This window comes from Tenacibaculum insulae (assembly GCF_964512435.1).
In the GTDB taxonomy this organism is placed as follows: Bacteria; Bacteroidota; Bacteroidia; order Flavobacteriales; family Flavobacteriaceae; genus Polaribacter; species Polaribacter insulae_A.
This window is the reverse complement of the sequence record NZ_OZ208512.1, coordinates 1,114,823-1,137,206: the sequence shown is the minus strand read 5'-3', so window position 1 is coordinate 1,137,206 and position 22,384 is coordinate 1,114,823. Positions and strand designations below refer to the sequence as shown.

22 protein-coding genes and 1 tRNA gene are annotated in these 22,384 nt (G+C 31.5%); 12 read left to right on the top strand and 11 right to left on the bottom strand.

Translation table 11 applies throughout. The features are described 5' to 3' along the window. The first annotated feature begins 3 nt into the window (after window positions 1-3). On the top strand, window positions 4-1,158 hold the full coding sequence (locus ACN5J5_RS05295) for a hypothetical protein (RefSeq protein ID WP_418646265.1): 1,155 nt from the start codon (window positions 4-6) through the stop codon (window positions 1,156-1,158). A gap of 74 nt (window positions 1,159-1,232) precedes the next feature. Here ACN5J5_RS05295 and ACN5J5_RS05290 read toward each other — a convergent pair whose 3' ends face one another. From ACN5J5_RS05290 to ACN5J5_RS05275, 4 genes are all read right to left on the bottom strand, one after another. Then, complete coding sequence (locus ACN5J5_RS05290; protein WP_418646264.1) at window positions 1,233-1,979, bottom strand: succinate dehydrogenase/fumarate reductase iron-sulfur subunit; 747 nt, start codon at window positions 1,977-1,979, stop codon at window positions 1,233-1,235. A 10-nt stretch (window positions 1,980-1,989) separates the two neighbouring features. Continuing rightward, on the bottom strand, window positions 1,990-4,002 hold the full coding sequence (locus tag ACN5J5_RS05285; protein WP_418646263.1) for a fumarate reductase/succinate dehydrogenase flavoprotein subunit: 2,013 nt from the start codon (window positions 4,000-4,002) through the stop codon (window positions 1,990-1,992). A gap of 12 nt (window positions 4,003-4,014) precedes the next feature. Beyond that, a complete protein-coding gene (locus tag ACN5J5_RS05280) occupies window positions 4,015-4,692 on the bottom strand; it encodes a succinate dehydrogenase cytochrome b subunit (RefSeq protein ID WP_418646262.1) in 678 nt (225 codons plus the stop codon). A 120-nt stretch (window positions 4,693-4,812) separates the two neighbouring features. Further along, window positions 4,813-5,493, bottom strand: coding sequence for an alpha/beta fold hydrolase (locus tag ACN5J5_RS05275; protein WP_418646261.1), 681 nt, complete (start codon window positions 5,491-5,493; stop codon window positions 4,813-4,815). Between the two features lie 124 nt (window positions 5,494-5,617). Between ACN5J5_RS05275 and ACN5J5_RS05270 the strand changes: the two genes are divergently transcribed. Both ACN5J5_RS05270 and ACN5J5_RS05265 read left to right on the top strand, forming a co-directional pair. Next, entirely contained in the window at window positions 5,618-6,463 is an 846-nt protein-coding gene (locus ACN5J5_RS05270) for a helix-turn-helix domain-containing protein (RefSeq protein ID WP_418646260.1), read from the top strand. 842 nt (window positions 6,464-7,305) lie between these two features. Next, window positions 7,306-7,668: a cupredoxin domain-containing protein gene (locus tag ACN5J5_RS05265; protein ID WP_418646259.1), complete on the top strand. Its 363-nt coding sequence runs from the start codon at window positions 7,306-7,308 to the stop codon at window positions 7,666-7,668. Window positions 7,669-7,736: 68 nt separating this feature from the next. Here the strand turns inward: ACN5J5_RS05265 and ACN5J5_RS05260 are convergent, their stop codons facing one another. The 6 genes from ACN5J5_RS05260 to ACN5J5_RS05235 form a co-directional block, all read right to left on the bottom strand. Further along, window positions 7,737-9,029 (bottom strand): aminopeptidase P family protein, encoded by a 1,293-nt coding sequence (locus tag ACN5J5_RS05260; protein ID WP_418646258.1) that lies wholly within the window; start codon window positions 9,027-9,029, stop codon window positions 7,737-7,739. Window positions 9,030-9,103: 74 nt separating this feature from the next. Then, window positions 9,104-9,673, bottom strand: a complete 570-nt coding sequence (locus ACN5J5_RS05255; RefSeq protein ID WP_418646257.1) for a Crp/Fnr family transcriptional regulator — start codon at window positions 9,671-9,673, stop codon at window positions 9,104-9,106. A 7-nt stretch (window positions 9,674-9,680) separates the two neighbouring features. Next, window positions 9,681-10,988 carry a DEAD/DEAH box helicase gene (locus ACN5J5_RS05250; protein ID WP_418646256.1) on the bottom strand — a complete coding sequence of 436 codons (1,308 nt, stop codon included), beginning with the start codon at window positions 10,986-10,988 and terminating at the stop codon, window positions 9,681-9,683. A 134-nt stretch (window positions 10,989-11,122) separates the two neighbouring features. Next, complete coding sequence (locus ACN5J5_RS05245; RefSeq protein ID WP_418646255.1) at window positions 11,123-11,374, bottom strand: hypothetical protein; 252 nt, start codon at window positions 11,372-11,374, stop codon at window positions 11,123-11,125. Window positions 11,375-11,449: 75 nt separating this feature from the next. Continuing rightward, window positions 11,450-12,415 (bottom strand): succinylglutamate desuccinylase/aspartoacylase family protein, encoded by a 966-nt coding sequence (locus ACN5J5_RS05240; RefSeq protein ID WP_418646254.1) that lies wholly within the window; start codon window positions 12,413-12,415, stop codon window positions 11,450-11,452. Then, a complete protein-coding gene (locus ACN5J5_RS05235) occupies window positions 12,396-13,283 on the bottom strand; it encodes a RimK family alpha-L-glutamate ligase (RefSeq protein ID WP_418646253.1) in 888 nt (295 codons plus the stop codon). The genes ACN5J5_RS05240 and ACN5J5_RS05235 overlap by 20 nt, the downstream gene beginning before the upstream one ends. A 145-nt stretch (window positions 13,284-13,428) precedes the next feature. On the opposite strand from ACN5J5_RS05235, the gene ACN5J5_RS05230 reads away from it, so the two are divergent. The 3 genes from ACN5J5_RS05230 (at window position 13,429) to ACN5J5_RS05220 (ending at window position 16,830) form a co-directional block, all read left to right on the top strand. Continuing rightward, the gene (locus tag ACN5J5_RS05230) at window positions 13,429-16,245 is read left to right on the top strand and encodes a WD40/YVTN/BNR-like repeat-containing protein (RefSeq protein ID WP_418646252.1); all 2,817 of its coding nucleotides are present in this window, start codon (window positions 13,429-13,431) and stop codon (window positions 16,243-16,245) included. Window positions 16,246-16,341: 96 nt separating this feature from the next. Continuing rightward, window positions 16,342-16,704: a dihydroneopterin aldolase gene (folB, locus tag ACN5J5_RS05225; RefSeq protein WP_418646251.1), complete on the top strand. Its 363-nt coding sequence runs from the start codon at window positions 16,342-16,344 to the stop codon at window positions 16,702-16,704. A gap of 55 nt (window positions 16,705-16,759) precedes the next feature. Then, window positions 16,760-16,830: transfer RNA gene (locus ACN5J5_RS05220), tRNA-Cys, on the top strand. 43 nt (window positions 16,831-16,873) lie between these two features. On the opposite strand, the gene ACN5J5_RS05215 is transcribed toward ACN5J5_RS05220, so the two are convergent. Continuing rightward, window positions 16,874-17,503, bottom strand: coding sequence for a TetR/AcrR family transcriptional regulator (locus tag ACN5J5_RS05215; protein WP_418646250.1), 630 nt, complete (start codon window positions 17,501-17,503; stop codon window positions 16,874-16,876). Window positions 17,504-17,512: 9 nt separating this feature from the next. Between ACN5J5_RS05215 and ACN5J5_RS05210 the strand changes: the two genes are divergently transcribed. From ACN5J5_RS05210 to ACN5J5_RS05185, 6 genes are all read left to right on the top strand, one after another. Next, on the top strand, window positions 17,513-18,670 hold the full coding sequence (locus ACN5J5_RS05210; RefSeq protein WP_418646249.1) for a DNA alkylation repair protein: 1,158 nt from the start codon (window positions 17,513-17,515) through the stop codon (window positions 18,668-18,670). Between the two features lie 43 nt (window positions 18,671-18,713). Next, a complete protein-coding gene (locus ACN5J5_RS05205; RefSeq protein ID WP_418646248.1) occupies window positions 18,714-19,139 on the top strand; it encodes a GNAT family N-acetyltransferase in 426 nt (141 codons plus the stop codon). Between the two features lie 189 nt (window positions 19,140-19,328). Next, the gene (locus tag ACN5J5_RS05200; protein ID WP_418646247.1) at window positions 19,329-20,210 is read left to right on the top strand and encodes an alpha/beta hydrolase fold domain-containing protein; all 882 of its coding nucleotides are present in this window, start codon (window positions 19,329-19,331) and stop codon (window positions 20,208-20,210) included. 6 nt (window positions 20,211-20,216) lie between these two features. Then, a complete protein-coding gene (gene map, locus ACN5J5_RS05195) occupies window positions 20,217-20,978 on the top strand; it encodes a type I methionyl aminopeptidase (protein WP_418646246.1) in 762 nt (253 codons plus the stop codon). 2 nt (window positions 20,979-20,980) lie between these two features. Continuing rightward, window positions 20,981-21,814, top strand: a complete 834-nt coding sequence (gene blaOXA, locus ACN5J5_RS05190) for a class D beta-lactamase (protein WP_418646245.1) — start codon at window positions 20,981-20,983, stop codon at window positions 21,812-21,814. A 4-nt stretch (window positions 21,815-21,818) separates the two neighbouring features. Continuing rightward, entirely contained in the window at window positions 21,819-22,382 is a 564-nt protein-coding gene (locus tag ACN5J5_RS05185; protein WP_418646244.1) for a hypothetical protein, read from the top strand. Window positions 22,383-22,384 lie beyond the last annotated feature (2 nt).

Below are 22,384 nucleotides of genomic sequence, written 5' to 3'. Positions count from 1 at the left end.
GAAATGCGCACACAAAATCAATCAGGATTTGATTTTGGTAAAGGATTAAATTTTTCTTTTAATGATGGAGCTTATCGCTTTAAATTAAGTGGAATGATTCAACCTAGATATCAATATGTAAAAGAAAAAGGAGCAGAGTCCGATAATATTTTTAGTGCTAAACGTGCTTTTCTTAGCATAAGTGGTAAAGCTGTAAATGAAAAAATTGGCTTTTTTGTGCAAACGGATTACAGCCAAACAGATCCGTTATTAGATGCTTGGATTTCTTACGATTTATTTAAAAACACCACCATTTTTGTGGGTCAAAAGTTAAGTTTTGTAAACAATAGATCGATGAATAATTATGAAACTCACATGCAATTTACAGAAAGAGGATATTTAAGCAGTTCTTTTAGTAATACAGGTAGAGAGTTCGGTTTATTTGTAGAGTCTAAATTTGGATCTAAAATAGGTATTGTACCACAACTTGCAGTTACCTCAGGTGATGGGAAAAATTCTTTTGGTTCAGACTCTAGAGATACTGATTTAGGAGGCTTAAAATTTGGTGGTAGATTAGATGTTTATCCTTTAGGATATTTTAAAGAAGGTAACCAAAATGCTACAGCAGATCTTATGTATGAAGACGATTTAAAAGTGGTTTTAGGGGGTGCTTTAAGTAAAAACGTTGGTGTTAGCAATTCAGTAGGTGAAGGTCATGGAAATTTTGAGTTATTTGATGTTAATGGAGAAAGTAATTTACCAGACTACACACAAATGTACATTGACATACTAGCTAAATATAAAGGAATTTCTTTCTTAGCAGAATATGTTAATGCTTCAGCAGAAAACTTAAAAGGAATATATACTGATGCTACGGGTAGCACGATATTGGCGCCTACACAAATAAGTGAATATTTAGCCTTAGGAGACGGATATAACTTGCAATTAGGTTATTTAACCAGAAGTGGATTTAGTTTTGATGTACGTTACGAAAACATTACGTCAGAGTTTGATACTAACACGAACGCAGTATTACAAGATTCTAACGCAACAACATTTGGTGTTTCTAAATACATTAAAGGAAATAGTATAAAAATACAAGCAGCGTATTCATCAGTAGATTTTGATGTAGCGCCAACACAAAATTCTTTTGAATTAATGTTACAAATAGTATTTTAAAAAAGTAGAAATAGCTTGATACAAAAAAATCCCGAGTGAAAACTCGGGATTTTTTGTTTTATATAAAAAAGGATTTATCCTTTTAAACTCGCTTTCATAAATTCAGTATTCATACGAGCAATGTTTTCTAATGAAATTCCTTTCGGGCATTCAACTTCACAAGCTCCTGTATTTGTACAGTTACCAAAACCTTCAGCATCCATCTGCGCTACCATGTTTAACACACGATCTGTCGCTTCTACTTGCCCTTGTGGTAATAATGCAAATTGAGATACTTTAGCACCTACAAATAACATAGCAGATGAGTTTTTACATGTAGCAACACAAGCACCACAACCAATACAAGCTGCTGCATCCATAGCTGCATCTGCATCGTGTTTAGAAATAGGTGTTGCATTTGCATCTTGTGTATTTCCTGAAGTATTTACAGAAATATAACCACCAGCTTGTTGAATACGTTCAAAAGATGTTCTGTCAACTACTAAATCTTTAATTACCGGAAAAGCCGCAGCTCTCCAAGGTTCAATAGTAATAGTATCACCATCTTTAAACATACGCATGTGTAATTGACAAGTTGTTACACCACGATCAGGACCGTGAGCTTCACCGTTAATGTACATAGAACACATACCGCAAATACCTTCACGACAATCATGATCAAACGCTACAGGCTCATCACCAGAGTTTACTAATTGTTCATTTAAAACATCCATCATTTCTAAAAATGACATATGCTCTGAAATATCGGTAACTTTATAATCGACCATCTGACCTTTGTCATTTGCGCCTTTTTGTCTCCAAATTTTTAGTGTTAAATTCATAATGTCAATTTTATTTGTATGAACGTTGTTTTAATTCAATATCGTTAAATTCTAGTTGCTCTTTGTGTAAAACGGCATCAGCAGGCTCTCCTTTATATTCCCAAGCAGAAACATAAGCGAAATCTTTATCGTTACGTTTTGCTTCTCCTTTTTGAGGACCATCTGTTTCTGCAGATTCTTCTCTAAAGTGACCACCACAAGATTCGTTTCTATTTAAAGCATCTTTTGCGAATAATTCTCCTAATTCTAAGAAATCAGCAACTCTACCTGCTTTTTCTAATTCAGGGTTCATTTCATTGGCTTTTCCAGGAACTTTTACGTTTTTCCAGAAATCTTCACGTAAAGCTTTAATTTCAGCCATTGCTTCCGTTAACCCTTTTTCGTTACGAGCCATTCCTACTTTGTCCCACATGATTTTACCTAATTTTTTATGGTAATAATCTACTGAGTGTTCTCCTTCATTATCCATGAAAAAGTTGATACGTTCTGTAACTTCTTTTTCAGCTTCTTCAAACTCTTTTGTGTCTGTAGATATTTTCCCTGTACGAATATCATTAGATAAATAATGACCAATTGTATATGGCAATACGAAATATCCATCAGCTAAACCTTGCATTAATGCAGAAGCTCCTAAACGGTTTGCACCATGATCTGAGAAGTTTGCTTCACCAATACAATACAATCCGTCAACGGTTGTCATTAAGTTATAATCAACCCAAACACCACCCATTGTGTAGTGTGTTGCAGGATAAATCATCATTGGTGTTTCGTATGGATTTTGATCTACAATTTTCTCATACATTTGAAATAAGTTTCCGTATTTAGCTTCAACTATAGCTTTACCTAAATCGTAAACTTGTTTTGCTGTAGGGTTAGAAACATGCTGTAATTTTGCTTGTTCTTTTCCGTATCTATCAATTGCCGCAGCAAAATCTAAATAAACAGCTTCTCCTGTAGCATTTACTCCGTAACCAGCATCACAACGTTCTTTTGCTGCACGAGAGGCAACATCACGAGGTACTAAGTTACCAAATGCAGGATAACGTCTTTCTAAATAATAATCTCTTTCATCTTCAGACAAATCGGTAGGTTTTTTACGACCTTCTCTAATTGCCATTACATCGTCCATATTTTTAGGCACCCAAATACGACCATCGTTACGTAAAGATTCAGACATTAATGTTAATTTAGACTGATAATCTCCCGAACGTGGAATACATGTTGGGTGAATTTGTGTATAACAAGGATTCGCAAAAAACGCTCCTTTTTTATGAATTTTCCAAGCAGCTGTTGCGTTAGAACCCATGGCGTTTGTTGATAAGAAATATACATTTCCATATCCACCAGAAGCAATAACTACGGCGTGTGCAGAATGACGTTCTATTTCACCAGTAATTAAGTTACGCGCAATAATTCCACGTGCTTTACCACCTACTTTTACAACGTCTAACATTTCATGACGATTGAACATTTCAATCTTACCACGTGCAATTTGACGGTTCATTGCAGAATAGGCACCTAATAAAAGTTGCTGACCAGTTTGTCCTTTAGCATAAAAAGTTCTTGAAACTAATACACCACCAAACGAACGGTTATCTAACAATCCACCATAATCACGTGCAAAAGGAACTCCTTGTGCTACACATTGATCAATAATATTTGCAGAAACTTCGGCTAAACGGTGTACGTTTGCTTCACGCGAACGGTAATCTCCACCTTTTACTGTATCGTAAAATAATCTGTAAAAAGAATCACCATCACCTTGGTAGTTTTTTGCTGCATTAATACCTCCTTGTGCTGCAATTGAATGCGCTCTACGAGGAGAATCTTGGTAAGCAAATGCTTTTACATTATACCCCAACTCTGCTAATGTTGCAGCAGCAGAACCACCAGCTAATCCAGTACCAACAACAATAACATCAATGTTACGTTTGTTTGCTGGATTTACTAAATCGATATGATTTTTATAATCTGTCCATTTATCTTTTAATGGACCTTTTGGAATTTTTGAATCTAAAGCCATACTTGTTTCGTATTAGTGATTGAAATGGTGAAATAAAGCAATAATGATAAATCCTACAGGAATACCGATTGCATAAACTTTACTAAATGTTTTCAATCCTTTAGTATATTTATTATTTACTCCCATTGATTGGAAAGAAGAGTTAAACCCGTGTAATAAGTGTAGTGCTAAAAACACAAAAGCTACAATATAAGCTCCTACTCTTAACGGATTTACAAATTTGTGTTGTAATTCTTGAAAATATCTAAATTCACCATTGTGCATTCCCGTCCAGTCACCCTGAATATATTTTGTGTTAAGCTCAGGAATCCAAAAATCAATAAAGTGTAATACTACAAAAGCTAAAATTGCAGCACCAGACCAAATCATGTTTCTACTCATCCAAGTAGAGTTGGCTGCACTGTTATTTTTAGCATAGCTTATTTTACGTGCACTGTTGTTTTTTACTTCCAGAATAAATCCCATTACAAAATGAAAAACTACTCCTACAATTAATACAGGCTGCATTGCATACTGTATAAAAGGGTTGGTACCCATAAAATGAGACAGGTTGTTAAAAGTGTCACCATTATCAGGAAATAACGAAGTAAAGTTTATTAAGAAATGTTGTAATAAGAAAAACATTAAGAAAAATGCCGAAAGTGCCATCGCTATTTTTCTTCCAATAGAAGATTTTAGTAATCTGCTCATTATTTTGTTTGTTATATTAAATATATAAACACAAATTTAAGGGCTACGGGCTACTTGCACAAACTTTAGGAAATCTTTTATTAAATATTTAGAATGGGTTTAAATAGTTTTTTTGATAAATTAAAGCATATTTAATATTTGTGATAATTCATTTGGTTTTTCTAGCGGAATCATATGTCCGCAATTTTTAATTGTAATATGTTTTCCTTTAGGTATTTTTTTAGCAAATTCTTTTACATTTTTAATAGGGATTAATGCATCGTTTTCAGCAGAAATAAATATTATTGGAACGACACTTTTTAATAAAGCATCAGAAATAGCTAATCGTAAAGAAGTAGCTTTTAATTGCCTAATTAAAACGTTTTTACCTAAAACTTCATCCATTTTTTTAATTATTGAGGTAATTTTTTCATTTTGATGATTTTTAGGATGTAAAAATTGTTGGATTCTTGCTTTTGAAATTCCTTTGTATTTATGCTTTTCTAAAAAAGCAATTGTACTTTTTCTGAGTTCAATTTCTTTGGTATTTAATCCGTTTGTATTTGCGGCAACAATTATTAATTTTTTTACTTTATTTGGATGATGAATTGCAAAATTCATAGCTGAAAATCCGCCTAAAGAAAAGCCAACAATTATGGCAGGTTCCTCAATTTTATTAAAAATAATGGTATTAATTTCATCAAAAGAATTAGCGGGAGTAATATCAATAAAAACAGGAATAACATTGTTTAATTTAGGAAAAACAAATTGCCATAAATCAATTGTGCACATGGTTCCTGAAATAAAATATACTTTTTTCATTTATTTTTATTGATCGTGTTTATGGTAAAATTATTGTGATTTTAAAAGTTGTAATCTATCAAATATAACGTTGTTTTTGTTAGCTACTCGTTTTTTTTCGACCAAAAATAAAATGACTTTTACGATGGCTATTCAAGACATAAAAACGTATAAATATCAAGATGTTTTTTCATTGCAAACAGTACAGTTTGAAAAAGCATGTGTGGTTAATAAACCCGAACAAGTAAATACTTACCGAATTTTTTGGATAAAAGAAGGCAAAGGAACTTATCAAATTGATTTTAATAGGTATTCGTTTAATAACAATGTGTTGTTTTTTTTATCTCCAGGACAAATGTTTTCGATAGATTCAGAAAATATTAAAGAAGCTTATCAATTAAGTTTTGTGCAAGATTTTTATTGTATTCAAACTCATGACAAAGAAGTTGCTTGTAATGGTGTTTTGTTTAATAATATTTACGAAACCCCTTTTGTATCTCCATCAAAAAAAGAAACCGTAAAATTAGAACAAATACTTATAAATTTAATTGAAGAGTTCGAGCTACAAGAAACGGCACAATACGATATGTTACAATCGCTTTTAAAACAATTTATTGTGTATTCTGCACGAATAAAAAAAGAATATGACATTGTAATAGAAACAGAAGAAAGTAAACTATTTAAAGACTTTAGTTTATTGGTTGCATTAAATTTTAAAAAGATACACAGTGTTACCGAGTATGCACATCGCTTAGGAATTTCGCCAAAATCACTAACTAAAAGTTTTCAAAAAACAGGAGTTCAAACACCTAGCGATTATATAAAATTTCGAATTATTACAGAAGCTAAACGTCAATTATTATATTCTACGGAAACAATTAAACATATTGCTTTTGATTTAGGTTTTAATGATCCTGCTTATTTTTCTCGTTATTTTACAAAGGCAACCGGATACTCTCCAAAGGAATTTAAAAAAAGTCAGAAAGAATAATTACGTATAAAAAAACCCGTAACACACAAGTTAAGGGTTATTTTTTAAGGGAATGTTATTAATTAAGGGGGGTATAACATATGGGGAGTATGTTACGATATAATAACGTTACAAATATATAACCAATTTAAGGTTAGTGCATTAACATAGGTTAATAAAGTTTTTTTTAACTTAATTTTAAGAAGATTTATTTGTTGTTTTAATCTTTGGTAAAAGATAATTTAAATTGAAGCATAAAAAAAACCCGTAACACACAAGTTAGGGGTTATTTTTTAAGGGAATGTTATTAATTAAGGGGGGTATAACATATGGGGAGTATGTTATGATATAATAACAATACAAATATATAACCAATTTAAGGTTAGTGCATTAACATAGGTTAATAAAGTTTTTTTTAACTTAATTTTAAGAAGATTTATTTGTTGTTTTAATCTTTGGTAAAAGATAATTTAAATTGAAGCATAAAAAAAACCCGTAACACACAAGTTAGGGGTTATTTTTTAAGGGAATGTTATTAATTAAGGGGGGTATAACATATGGGGAGTATGTTATGATATAATAACAATACAAATATATAACCAATTTAAGGTTAATACATTAACATAGGTTAATAAAACACATTTTTACCCTGTCCAAGTTTTAGGAACCTTTGTCCATTTTTACACAAGAACTCTCAACGCATCTTTGTATTAGAAAGTTTAACCATTGTTTTAAACTAATTAAAAAGATAAAAAATGAAAACAATACAAACGTATCAATGCCCTAATTGTTGGGGATATCAAGAATATGACGAGCAATGCTCAGAAAAAAAGAATCTAATCATAAATTAAAAAAAGAGTAAAATGAAACGTATTATCGCAATTTTAGTACTAGCATTAAGTGTTAGTTTTCAAGCAAAGGCACAAGAAGTAAAAACGGTGTCTTTAGAGCAAACAAAAGGAGAGTTTACACAAAAAACAATGACATTAAAAGAAGGAACTTATGTTTTTGAAATTTCAAACAAAAATGTTGGTCATGATGTTGGTTTTGTATTAGCACCTAAAGGGATGGTAGAAGCTGAGCATCATATTAAAGATGCGTATGTAACATCTTTAGTAAAAAATAATACAAAATCTACTTCTAAAAAAGTAAGCTTAAAAAAAGGAGAGTATGTATATTTTTGTCCGCTAAATCCTACGCCTCAATATAGTTTAAAGGTAGAGTAGTTGTAAATTTAAAAAGTAAAAAATCCCGCAAATTTTGCGGGATTTTTTACTTTTTAAAGAAGGTTACATTATTTATTCATAATATCTTCAATTTCATCAGCATCAATAGGTATGTTACTCATTAAGTTAAAAGGATCTCCTTTTTCTTGAATAACAACATCGTCTTCTAATCGAATACCAAAACCTTCATCAGGAATGTAAATCCCAGGCTCAACAGTAAAAACCATATTCGCTTCCATAGGTTGGTGTAGCAATCCGTAATCGTGTGTGTCTAATCCCATATGGTGTGAAGTACCATGCATAAAGTATTTTTTATAGGCCGGCCAGTTTTTATCCTCATTTTGCACATCGGCTTTATCTAATAAACCTAAACCTAATAATTCTGAAGTCATTAATTTACCAACTTCAACATGATAATCAGCCCAAATAGTTCCTGGAATCAATAATTTTGTAGCATCGTTTTTTACACGGTTTACAGCATTGTATACAGCTTTTTGTCGGTCAGAAAAACGACCAGAAACAGGTACAGTTCTTGTCATATCTGACGAGTAGTTTGCATATTCTGCACCAACATCCATCAAAATTAAATCACCTGCTTTACATTGTTGATTATTTTCAATATAATGCAATACATTTGCATTATTACCAGAGGCAATAATTGGCGTGTACGCGAATTTTTTAGAGCGATTTTTAATAAATTCATGTATAAATTCTGCTTCAATTTCATATTCCCAAACACCTGGCTTTACAAAATCTAACACACGTCTAAATCCTTTTTCGGTAATATCACAAGCTTGTTGTAATAAATCTAATTCGATAGGGTCTTTTAACGAACGTAAACGTTGTAAAATAGGATTACTTTTTGCTACTGAATGTGCAGGATATTTATTTAATAACCATTTGGTAAAACGCGCTTCACGAGTTTCGGTTTCTACAGTAGCACGATAATGTTCGTTGGTATTTACGTAAACAGTTTCGGCAAGTGCCATCATTTCTGCCAATACTTTTTCTAAATCTTGTAACCAAAAAACAGTTTTTATTCCGCTTGTAGTTAATGCTTTTTCTTTGGTCAGTTTTTCACCTTCCCAAACAGCAATATGTTCGTTTGTTTCGCGTAAAAATAATACTTCACGTAAATTTTCTTTTGGACAATTAGGAAATAAAACCAAAATACTTTCTTCTTGATCTACACCACTTAAAAAAAAGATGTCACGATGTTGTTCAAAAGGCAAAGTACTATCTGCACTTACCGGATATACATCGTTAGAGTTAAAAACGGCTAAACTATTTGGCTTCATTTGCGCCATAAAGTTTTTACGATTTTTTATAAATAGATTACTGTTTATTGGATTGTATTTCATAATAAGTTTAATTAAAGTGATAAACGTGTTTCAAAAATAAGAAAAGATACTATGCAAATATTAGCCATTTGGCGCTATTTTATATTTTTACGAATTCTACTCATATGCCTGGTCGAAATTCCTAAAAAAGACGCTAAATAATGTAGCGGAACTTCTTGCAATAATTTAGGCTCGTTGGTAAGTAATTTAGTGTAGCGTTCTTCGGGAGTAAGTGTTAATAAATCAATGCGATAATCATCAATTAAAAAAATCTGATTTTCTATTAAACTGTAATAAAATTGATGAAAGGCGTTGTTGTTTTCTAATAGATATTTAAAATCATCCACCAAAATTACTTGTAAATTACAGTTACTTAAAGCTTTAATATTTTTGCGCGACGGAGTTTTTTGCAAGTAACTTTTTAAGGCTGAGGTACAAGAGTTTTTTAAGGCTAAATACGTTGTTTTTTCTTCTTCGGATGTTTCAATGGCATGTTGTAAAATACCACTTTCTATATAGCAAAAGTATTTGCAAATGTTTCCTTTTTTAACTAAAAAACTATTTTTTGTTAATGTTAACGGAGTAAAAAAACGTAAAATCTCAGTAATTTGATTTTCAAACTGCTGAGATTTTAATACATTTTCTATGTAGCTATAAAAAGTCATTTATAGTTTATCTACGTCTGTTTTTTCTTGGCGTTCCACCTTCGTTTTTTCTAGATTGATCACTAGGGCGTTCTCTTTTAGGTTTTCTGTTAACCGCGCCTCTATGTGTAGCACCTACTCCTTTTTTCTTTCCGTTTCCAGATTTTTTCTTTTGAGTAGCAGCTCTTTTTGGTCCCGCAGTATCGGTAGGTTCATACCCTTCAATAACTTCGGTTTTTAATTTTTGCTTTAGTATTTTCTCTATTTCTTTTTGGTATTCAGTTTCTTCACTACATACTAAAGAGATAGCTTCACCTTTGGCACCAGCTCTACCGGTTCTACCAATTCTGTGTACATAATCTTCAGGTACATTTGGTAGCTCGAAGTTTATAACGTGTGGTAATAACGGAATGTCAATTCCACGTGCAGCAATATCGGTTGCAACTAAAACACGAATAGAATTGCTTTTAAAGTTAGCCAACGCTTTTGTTCTTGCAGCTTGACTTTTATTACCATGAATTGCAGCGGCAGAAACGCCTGAGCCAATTAATTTTTTGGTTAATTTATTGGCACCGTGTTTGGTTCTTGTAAAAATTAAAACCTGACTCCAATTACCGTCTTTAATTAAATTAGTAACTACTTCTGTTTTTTTACCTTTATCAACCGCGTATGCTTTTTGAGAAACTTTATCGGCAGTTGAGTTTTGCGGAGCAGCTTCAACCGAAACAGGATTTCTTAAAATTCCTTCTGCTAATTTTTTAATTTCTTTCGAAAAAGTTGCCGAAAACAGTAAGTTTTGACGCTTTGTAGGCATAAAACTGATAATCTTGTTAATATCTCTAACAAAACCCATATCTAACATACGATCGGCTTCATCTAAAATAAGTACTTCTATTCTTTTAAATGATACTGCTTTTTGATCGTGTAAATCTAATAATCTACCAGGAGTTGCCACTAAAAAATCTACTCCATGGCGTAATGTTTTTATTTGACTAGCCGCTTTTACACCACCAAAAACTACGGTAGATTTTATATCTAAATACGTACTATATTCTCTTACATTATCGTAAACCTGCGCTGCTAATTCTCTTGTTGGTGTTAAAACTAACGCTCTTACTGGGCGATATTTTGGATGTTTGGTATCTGCTAAATGTTGTAAAACAGGTAAGGTAAAACCAGCTGTTTTACCGGTACCAGTTTGCGCAGAAGCCAATACATCTTTTCCTTCTAAAATAAGTGGTATTGCTTTTGCTTGTATTGGTGATGGAGTATCGTATCCTTTTTCGCTGATGGCTTTTAATAGCGCATCAGATAATCCTAAAGATTTAAATGTCATATATATTATTTTAGAAATACCCTAAAATAAGTATTTCTCTGAAGCTGCAAAGGTACTGCTATTTATTAGGATGTTGTATAAATAAAAAGACACCTATTATAAGTGTCTTTAATCATTTATTTAAAAAGTTTAATTTATTTTTTTAAGGCACTTTTAATAACTCCAATAAGTACCAAAAGCACAACTCCACCAACACCGCTACCTGCAATATTACCAATAATTCCGCCAACGTTAACACCTAACATTCCTAATAATTGCGCTCCAATACCGCCACCTAAAATTCCTACAACAGAGTTCCAAAGTGTACCTAAAGAGAATTTTTTTAGTAAAATACCCGCAAGGTTACCTCCAATAGCACCACTTAATAAGCTAATAATTAATTCCATATTTTTAATTTTTGATTAATTGATCGATTCTAAAGAAAGTGAAAAAAGAGCAATAAACCAAATATATTCAGTTAGTTATGAGTTTCCGAAGTGAAACAAAGCATCTCCCATATTAACAACAGGAAAGTTGTTTTTAGCAATTATGTAACCATCATTAGGCGCTTTTATAGCAAAATTTGTTTCTCCGTAAGTATCCATAATATGCCCTAAAATTTGTCCTTTTTTAACCTTTGCGCCATTAACAACTTTTACATTAAATAACCCTGCAGCTTTAGCACGAATCCATTTTCGTGTGGTAATTTCAACAGTTTTGTTGTTTTGAGGAATTTCAACCGTGTTAGCAATCATTTTAAAATGTTGTAAAACACGTAATGTTCCGTTAATTCCTTGCTGAATAGCATTTTCATTTAATCTCAACGATTCGCCACCTTCGTACACAATAACTGGAATATTGTTTTTAAAGCACTGATTTCTAAATGATTTCGGAATCAATTTAGAGGTAAACATCATTGGTGCGTTAAATAACTTTGCTAACTGAAAAGCTCGTTGATCGTTTGGCGTATATCTAATTTGCGGAAAATTACTTCGTTGCGCTCCTCCGGTATGAAAATCAATTGCAAAATCAACATTTTTAACCAATTCTTTCATTAAATAATGCGCTACTCTACTGGCTAATGACCCGTTTTTAGACCCCGGAAAACTTCGGTTTACATCTTTACCATGCATATCGCGAGACAAATTTAAAAAACCAAAAATGTTTAATAAAGGCACTACAATAACGCAACCTTGATGAATTTTATACGATTTGTCTATTAACATTCTACGTACAAGCTCAATGCTATTTACTTCGTCACCATGCATACCACCCTGTAATAAAACAGTAGGCCCAAGTTTATCGCCATTAAAAACATATACTGGAATTTCTATAAGCGTGCCTGTTGGCAACCTATCTACAGGAATTTTAATTAATTTAGATTCGCCTAAACCAATTTTTTCTCCGCTAATTTCTACAATTTCGTTTTTAAACGTTTGATTGAACATTTTCTTCTAAAAATTTAATAATCGATTTTGCAATATTATCTTTTGTGTATGCTTCAATACCTTGTAAACCGGGTGTTGAATTTACTTCAATTAATAAAACACCTCTTTTAGATTGCACCAAATCCACCCCAGCAATAGGTAAACTTAAATACTGAGCAGCTTTAATAGCTATTTCTTTTTCTTCGGACGATAAATTAACCTTAAAACCACTTCCACCTTGGTGAATATTCGATCTAAAATCATCCTCAGAGCCTTTTCTTTTCATTGATGAAACTACGTTGTTGCCAACCACCAAAACCCGAATATCTTCACTATTACTTTCTTGTATAAATTCTTGCAACAAAATGCTGGTATTGGTACTGTACATCGTATCGATAATAGATTTTGCAGACTTTTTACTTTCTGCTAAAATTACCCCCGATCCATGGGTGCCTTCTTGTAATTTTATAATAATAGGCGCACCGCCTAATAAATCTATTTGTTCGCCTATATTTTCTGGATTTACAGAAAATAAAGTATCCGGAATCGGAATATGTTTACGATTCATAATTTGTAAAGTGCGTACTTTATTTTGCGCTTGTAAAATACCTAAAGAAGTTGCTGTGGTAAAAACACCATTCATCTCAAATTCTTTAACAACAGCCGCTCCGTGTCGTGTTGCAGAAGCGCCAATTCTTGGAATAATTACATCGGGAATATCAATAATATTTTCACCTTCGTAAATTATTTCAGGCTTACCATTGGTTAGTTTTATAGAACATTTTAAGTGATTAATAATTTTAACTTTATGTCCACGTCGGTGGGCTTCTTTGTAAATTCTTTGCGTAGAATAGATAAGATCGCTAACAGAAAGGATAAAAATAGTCATAATAATAAAGTTCTTGATATCACAAAGCTAACCTTTTTTTTTACTGTTGATAAGGATTTTTTTAAGCTTAAAAAACCAATGTTTTGTTAATTTTTTTGTTTTTGAAATTCCTTGTAGTAATTTCATCAATTCTAAACAAACTAAAATGAAAACCATTCTTACATTCGTTGCTACTATTTTTACACTAGTAGTAATAGCACAACAACCAACGTCAGCAAAAAAAATATCAGCAGCATTACAGCAAAAAGAAGCCTTAACAAAAACGTCTATTGTTAAAAATATTGCTTTTAAAAATATTGGGCCTACCGTTATGAGTGGTCGTGTTGTTGATATTGATGTAAACCCTAAAAATACTACTGAATTTTATGTGGGTTACGCCTCTGGCGGATTGTGGTACACGAACAATAACGGAACAACATTTACACCAGTTTTAGATAGTTCTCCAACACAAAATATCGGTGATATTGCTGTTGATTGGAAAAACGGGACACTTTGGGTAGGAACCGGAGAAAATAATTCTTCTCGCTCTAGTTATGCCGGAATCGGAATTTTAAAATCGACAGATAAAGGTAAAACTTGGACAAACGTTGGTTTGACAGATTCTCATCATATTGGTAGAATATTAATTAACCCTAAAAATCCGGAAGAGGTAGTAATTGGCGTTATCGGTCATTTATATTCTTCAAATGATGAACGTGGAATTTTTAAAACTACGGATGGCGGAAAAACATGGAATAAAACCTTATTTATTAATGAAAACACTGGAATTATAGATGTACAATCGGCTCCAAATAATTTTAATGTTTTATACGCTGCTGCTTGGGAGCGCGAACGTAAAGCTTGGAATTTTGATGGCGACGGAAAAAATTCTGCTATTTATAAGTCTACGGATGCAGGTAATTCTTGGATAAAAATTTCTGATAACAATGGTTTTCCGAACGGAAATGGTGTTGGACGAATCGGTTTAGCCGTTTTTAACGAAAACACCGTTTATGCTTTTCACGATAGTCAATTCCGAAGAAAAAAAGATACTAAGAAAAAGAAAACATCAAATGCTTTAACAAAAGACGATTTTAAAACCATGACAGTGGATGCGTTTTTAAAGTTGAAGGATAAAAAACTAAATTCATATTTAAAAATGAATGGTTTTCAAGAAAAATACCGTGCAGAAAACGTAAAACAAATGGTGCGTGCAGGATCAGTAAAACCAGTTGATTTGGCAAAGTATTTAGAAAACGCAAATACGTTATTGTTTGATACGCCTGTTGTTGGTGCTGAGGTTTTTAAAACTACAAACGGCGGAAAATCTTGGAATAAAACACACGAAGGTTATTTAGATGATTTATATTATTCTTATGGATATTATTTTGGGGAGGTTCGTGTAGATCCGCAAGATGAAAACGGAATATATGTATTAGGAGTTCCTATTTTAAAATCGAAAGATGGCGGAAAAACATTTACCTCTATCAGTAAAGAAAACGTACACGCCGATCATCAAGCATTATGGGTAAACCCAAATAAACAAGGGCATTTAGTGGAAGGAAATGATGGAGGATTAAATATTTCGTACGATGATGGAGAAAGTTGGACGAAGTTAAATCAGCCAGCAGTTGGGCAATTTTACACGGTGTATGCTGATAATCAGAAAAATTATAAAGTATATGGCGGTTTGCAAGACAACGGAGTTTGGGTTGCAAATAACAATGCAAAAATGGATAAGCGCTGGAAACAAACAGGTAAAAATCCGTACGAAAGTTTAATGGGTGGAGATGGTATGCAAGTTGCGGTTGATGATCGTAATCCGAATATCGTATATACAGGATATCAGTTTGGTAATTATTATCGAATTGATAGAGAAACAGGCAGCCAAAAGTACATTCAACCAAAACACACTTTGGGCGAAACACCGTATCGTTTTAATTGGCAAACACCAATTCAATTATCAAAACACAATCAAGATATTTTATATTTAGGAGGAAACAAATTGCACCGATCATTAGATAAAGGTGATACTTGGCAAGCGATTTCTGATGATTTAACGCAAGGCGGAAAAAAAGGAAATGTTGCGTACGGAACGTTAACATCAATTTCTGAAAGTCCGTTTCAATTCGGATTGTTATATGTGGGTTCTGATGACGGATTTGTACATGTTAGTAAAAACGGCGGCGGAAGTTGGGAAAAAATATCAAACACATTGCCACAAAATTTATGGGTAAGTCGTGTAATTGCCTCAAAACATAAAAAAGAACGCGTGTATGTAACGTTAAATGGATATCGATTTGATGATTTTACAAGCTATGTTTATAGGTCTGATGATTTTGGAAAAACATGGAAAAATATTGGAGAAAATGTACCAACATCGCCAGTAAACGTAATAAAAGAAGATCCGAAGAAAGAAAATATTTTATATTTAGGTACTGATAACGGATTGTATGCTTCTTTTAATAACGGAACAGAATGGCATCCTTTTAAAAATGGATTACCAAATGTTGCGGTTCACGATTTAGTGGTTCAGCCAACCGCAAAACACTTAATTGTTGCAACGCACGGACGTAGTTTGTATAAAGCTGATGTAACTTCTTTACAAAATTTTGAGAGTAAAGAAGCGATATTTGCTATTAAAAACATCAGAAAAAGAGGTTCTTGGGGAAGTTCTTGGAGCAAATGGTTAAAACCAAATACGCCTAAAGTTGTAATTCCGTTTTATGTAAATTCTAACAAAAACACTTCAGTAAATATTTATTCGGATGCTATTTTAGTAAATTCACTAAAAATAAATGCAGAAAAAGGTTTTAATGAAGCTGTTTACGATGTTTCTTTTTCTAAAAAAGGGAAAAAAGACTATTTAAAAAAGTACAAAAAAGCGTTGATTAAAAAAGCTAAAAACGAGGTTTATTATTTACCAAAAGGAACTTATAAAGTTGTAATTAATGATAAAGAACAAACGTTTGAAATAAAGTAAAAAGCGTATTTTTGTTATTGATAATACTTGGTTTTTATTTGTTAATTTGAACTTGTTTCAGATTCTCATGATAAATAATCATTAATAAATTTTAAAGTGGGAATTATACGCGTAAACAACATCCGATTATATACAAACCACGGATGTTTAGAGGAAGAAGCTAAAATTGGCTCGGAATATAGAGTTGATATAGAGGTAAAAGCAAATTTGCAAAAATCAGCAAAAACAGATGAATTAGTTGATACTGTTGATTATGTACATTTAAATTATATTGTAAAAGAAGAAATGGCAATACGATCTAAATTATTAGAGCATGTTGCACAAAGAATTATTGATAGAATTTTTAAAGAAATACAACTCGTTGATGAAGCGGAAGTTAGCGTAGCTAAAATCAATCCACCGATAGGAGGAAACGTAGCTGAGGTTGTAATTGTTTTAAAAGAAATGCGTAAAAGTTAAAAAAAGCTTGCAGTAAAAAATAAAAACAGTAAATTTGCAGTCCTTAATAACAAAAGGTGTCGTGGCCGAGTGGCTAGGCAGTGGTCTGCAACACCATCTACAGCGGTTCGAATCCGCTCGACACCTCAAAAAAAGCGTATCTAATTTAGATGCGCTTTTTTAGTTTTTATTAGAAAAAAGTTGGTACAAGTAATTGAAACTCTTTTTTACCTTTATTGGTTAAGTACGGATATAATAAAGTCATTAAACTATTTGTTTGTTTATTAATATACTTGTTTGTAAATGCTTCTTTTTTATATATAGATGAAGCATATAACCAAGTATTTCCGAAATTAATCATCCGTTCAACTAAAAATTCACGTTCTTTTTTAAACTCAAAAGGATTTAAAATTTGTATGTCAATAAAATGATTAAACACAAAATCAAGTCCGTTTTTTCTTTGGATGTAAACGGTATTGAAATGTGTTTTTATCTTTTTATTTAATGAAAGTAAGTTATACAAATCGCTCCAAAAAAAAGTATAATCAACCATTCTTTCCATACTCGCTTTAATATCAATTTGCATTTTATTTAAAGTGGGTATTTGTTGCTCTAAATTGGCAATACGTTCATCAAAAGTGGCAACCATTTCAAAATAAAGCGCTTCTAAAATGTCTTCACGTTTTTTAAAATGATAATTTAAATTACCTGAACTCATATTTAACTTTAAAGCAATCATTCTAATCGTAACATTGCTATATCCTAATTCATTAAATAAAATTCTAGAGGTGTTTAGTATTTTTTCTTTGGTTTTACTCATTTTTAAAGTGTGGTATACATCAAAGTATTTGGTAGTTTTGCTTCAAAATTACAAAAATTAATGGCGGAATTATTTAAGAATATTTATAATCAAGATTTTTTTAATCAATTTACTAAGATTATTAAACAAGTAATTCCTGATTTTGATACGCAATCATTTCTTCAACATATTTTTGATGTTGATTGGGATAACAAAGAATTAAAACAACGAATGCGACATATTACCGTTGTTTTAAAAAATCATTTATCCGAAGATTATGAGAAAAATGTTAGCTTAATTTTAAAAATAATTGATCAATTAGAAAAAAATAATATCAACGAAAAAAGTATTGAATATATGTTTTTTCCTGACTTTATTGAAGTTTACGGATTGGATAATTATACCATTTCAGTAAAAGCTTTTGAGAAAATAACGCAATTTACAAGTTGTGAGTTTGCTGTTAGACCTTTCATAATTAATTATTCATCTACTATGATTCCACAGTTATTTGAATGGTCTAACCATAAGCATGCAATGGTTAGAAGGCTTGCTACTGAAGGCTGTAGGCCAAGATTACCTTGGGGAATTGGGATTCCTGATTTAAAAGAAAATCCATCAGAAATTCTTCCAATTCTTGAAAACTTAAAAAACGATGTTTCAGAATCTGTTCGTAGAAGTGTGGCGAATAATTTAAACGATATTTCAAAAGACAATCCAGTAATTGTAATTGATATTGTTAAAAACTGGCAAGGAAAAACGGTTGAGGTTGATAAACTTTTAAAACATGCCAGCAGAACTTTGTTAAAAGAAGGAAATCAAGAAATAATGACCTTATTTGGTTTCGGAGCTGTTGATAAAATAAAGATTAACAGTTTTAAAATTCAAACTCCAGATGTAAAAATTGGAGAGGCTTTAATGTTTTCATTTGATCTTTTAAATACCGATATTGTTGCTGCTAAAATTCGTTTAGAATATGGCTTGTATTATCAAAAAACAAACGGAACCTTAGCTAAAAAAGTATTTAAAATTAGTGAAAAAGTATATGCCGAAAACTCAGCTACATCAATAACTAGAAAACAGTCTTTTAAAATAATTACTACGCGTAAATTTCATATTGGTAAGCATCAATTATCCATTATTGTAAATGGAATTGAATTTGAAAAATTGAGTTTTAATTTGGTATTATAAATATAGAGCCAATGATTTCAAATTAAAGTTCGAACAAGTAGGTATGTCTTTAAAATTAGAAACATCTTATGAGTTAAACGAGAATTTTAAATTATTACTGGTTTCAAACGAAAAAGAAGCAAATATTTGGGCGGAGCTGTTTCAAAAATCTTTTGGATATGTAATTGGCAGTAAAACAGTGTTAAAAACATTAAAAAACATCAATTATTATCTTGCTTGTGATGGAGATACCCCTGTTGGAACTGCCTTAACTTATGAAACCGATACTGTTGTTGGCGCACATTCAGTTGGTATCCCCCCAGAAAATCGAAGAAAAGGATATGCAGCTAAAATTATGAAGGCATTGATAAACAAAGGTATTGAGAATAACAATGAATATATGGTTTTACAAGCGTCGGAAATGGGAAAAGGTTTGTATTTAAAACTAGGTTTTCAAGCCGATTTTTTAATCAAGAATTACGTTTTATAGATGGCTGGTAGTTTGATTTTTTCTATTATCTATAGATTGTAACTTCTTTTTAGAATTAAAAAAACAGTATTCATCATCAATATTTAACGATTGGTGGTATCTAAATAACAGTTCGTCACAAAATTTTATATACCTATGTAATAAGCTTTATTTTTATGGCACTAACTGTATAAATTTGTTAAAGCAATAATGAATAAAAGCATTACTTATTACATCACTTTATTAGTTTTAAAGCTAAAAGGTATAAAAAAAACGTTTAGTGCCGAACCTATAGATTATAAAAAAATTAGGAAAGAAAACATGTGCCATCCTAAAACGAGTTCTTTTAAGGGTAATGAAATATGTAGTTTTAAAGTAAAAAAAACAACTATTACAGAAATAAAATCAAAACAGTCCACTGATAAACTAGTATTATTTATTCACGGCGGTGCTTTTATTTCTGGGCCAGCAAAACACCATTGGAATACTTTGCGTGAAATAGCAAAACATACAAATTTAACCATTTGGATGTGTAATTATCCGAAAGCTCCTGAACACAAAATAACTGAAATCTCAAACAATATTGATGCTGTATATCAACAAGCATTAAAAAAGTATAAAGGAAAACAAATAACATTAATAGGGGATTCTGTTGGAGGTACATTAGTTACCACTTTAACTCAGCGATTAATTCAGAATAATGATGAATTACCCAATAAAATATTACTGATTTCTCCAGTGATGGATGCCACAATGACGAATAAAATGATCGCTATTGTTGATGCAAAAGACCCGATGTTATCAAAAAAAGGGGTGTTAAGCGCCAAGAAAATGTGTGCAGGAAATGTTGATTTAAAAAACGAAATAATTTCCCCTCTTTACGGAAGTTTTAATCAGTTTCCGAAAACTATTTTGTTTTTAGCTGAAAACGATATTACCTATCCAGATCAACAATTAGCTGTTCAAAAAATGAAAAAAGCTAATATTGATATTGAGGTTGTTTTTGGAGATGAAATGCCTCATATCTGGCCATTATTACCTGTGATGAAAGAAGCTAAAAAGGCTTTAAGTGAATTAATTAAAAGATTGTAAAAAAAAATGTCGATAACAAAAGAAGAAGAATTAGTAGGAATGCAAAAAGTTAGCGAAGCTGTAGGTACAACGTTAAAAAAAATGAAAGCTTTTGCAAAAATAGGAATGTCAACAAAAGAGTTAGACGATTATGGTGCTGAATTATTAAAAAGCTACGGCGCAAAATCGGCTCCTTACGAAACTTACGGATTTCCAGGGTATACTTGTATCAGTGTAAATGAGGTTGCGGCGCACGGAATTCCATCGAAAAAAATCACTTTAAAAGAAGGTGATTTAATAAATATTGATGTTTCTGCCGAGTTAAATGGTTTTTGGTCAGACAACGGAAGTTCGTTTGTTCTTGGAAAAGATGTAAACAATCATCAACCTTTGGTTAACGCATCAAAGGAAATTTTAATGAAAGCAATTAATAGTACAAAAGGAGGTGTTAAAATTGCTGACATTGGTCATGTAATTGAAACTGAAGCTAAAAAAAGAGGCTTCAAAGTAATTGAAAATTTAGCAGGGCATGGTGTTGGAAGAAGCTTACACGAAAAGCCAGAAAACATTTTAAATTACCGAGTTAGAAGTAATAGAGAACGCTTCAAAAAAAACACGACAGTTGCCATTGAAACCTTTATCGCTACAAAATCTTCAGTAGCTGTTGAGCTTAATGATGGTTGGACTTTAGTTGGTAATAAAGGTGGTTATGTAGCACAACATGAACACACTATTTTAATTACTGATAAAAAACCTATCATTTTAACAGCTTCTAACGGTAGTATTTAAAAATGAGAAATAGCCTCTATTTATTCGTAGTGTTTTTTGCAATGAGTGCTTGTAAAAATAAAGTTGAACACAAAAAAAAAGAAATTGTTAATGTTGAAATTAAGAAAATAATAGAACCTAAATTTCAAAAAATTATAAACGATAAAAATGTAACAGGAGCTATACTAATTTATGATTTTAAAAAGGATACTTATTATTCAAACGATTTTGATTGGGCAACAATTGGTCGTTTACCAGCGTCTACTTTTAAAATTCCGAACTCTATTATTGCCTTAGAGTTAGGGATTGTTAAAAATGACAGCACATTATTTGCTTGGAATGGAGAGAAGAGAGCGTATAAAGTTTGGGAACAAAATTTAGTTTTAAAACAAGCATTTCATTATTCGTGTGTGCCTTGTTATCAAGAAATAGCAAGAAAAGTTGGTGTAAACAGAATGCAAAACCTTCTTGATGAATTAGAATTTGGTAACATGAAGTTTGATGCAACTACCATTGATAATTTTTGGTTAGAAGGAAATTCTAAAATCAATCAATTCGAACAAATTAATTTTTTAAAGCGACTTTATGAATCGAAACTTCCTATTTCTAAAAGAACAGAGGGGATTATGAAAAAAATGATGCTTGTAAAAGATACAGAGAATTTTAAATTAAGAGGAAAAACAGGCTTATCTGTTAGAAGTGGTAAAAGAAATGGCTGGTTTGTAGGATATCTTGAAAAGAACAAAAATGTCTATTTTTTTGCTACAAACATTGAACCTAATATAGATACTAATCCTAATTTATTTACCAAAGCTAGAAAAGAAATAACTATTGAAGCTCTTAAAAATATAGAATAAAATCATGAGAAAATTGATCAGTTTTATACAGAAAAACATATCAGGAAAAAAGGTGTTATTACTTTTTGTATTAACTAATTTAATCTACGCTTTGATGTTAACAATTACAATTCCTGGAACAATGAAGTTTTCAAACGGAATGAAATTGTTAGACATGATGCCCATGGGATATGATTTTAATTATGTTATCGAGTTATTAACATCACTTGGCGATGTTGGTCGTAAAATCTACTTAACAAATCAACTTCCTGTTGATATGATTTACCCTTTTCTTTTTGGTATTTCTTATTGTTTTCTTTTTGGGTATTTTCTAAAAAAGATAAATAGATTAAAAAAACCTCTTATATATCTGTGTTTGCTTCCATTAATTGCAGGGTTATTTGACTATTTAGAAAACATTGGAATAATTATAATGCTCAATAATTATACAGAAATAACACCTTTTTTAGTAAAAACAACAAGCACGTTTACAATTATAAAAAGTATCGCAACAAGTTTATATTTTATAAGCTTGGTTGTACTATTGATAGTATTCACCGTTAAAAAAACAAACAAAAAAGCAAGTTAATT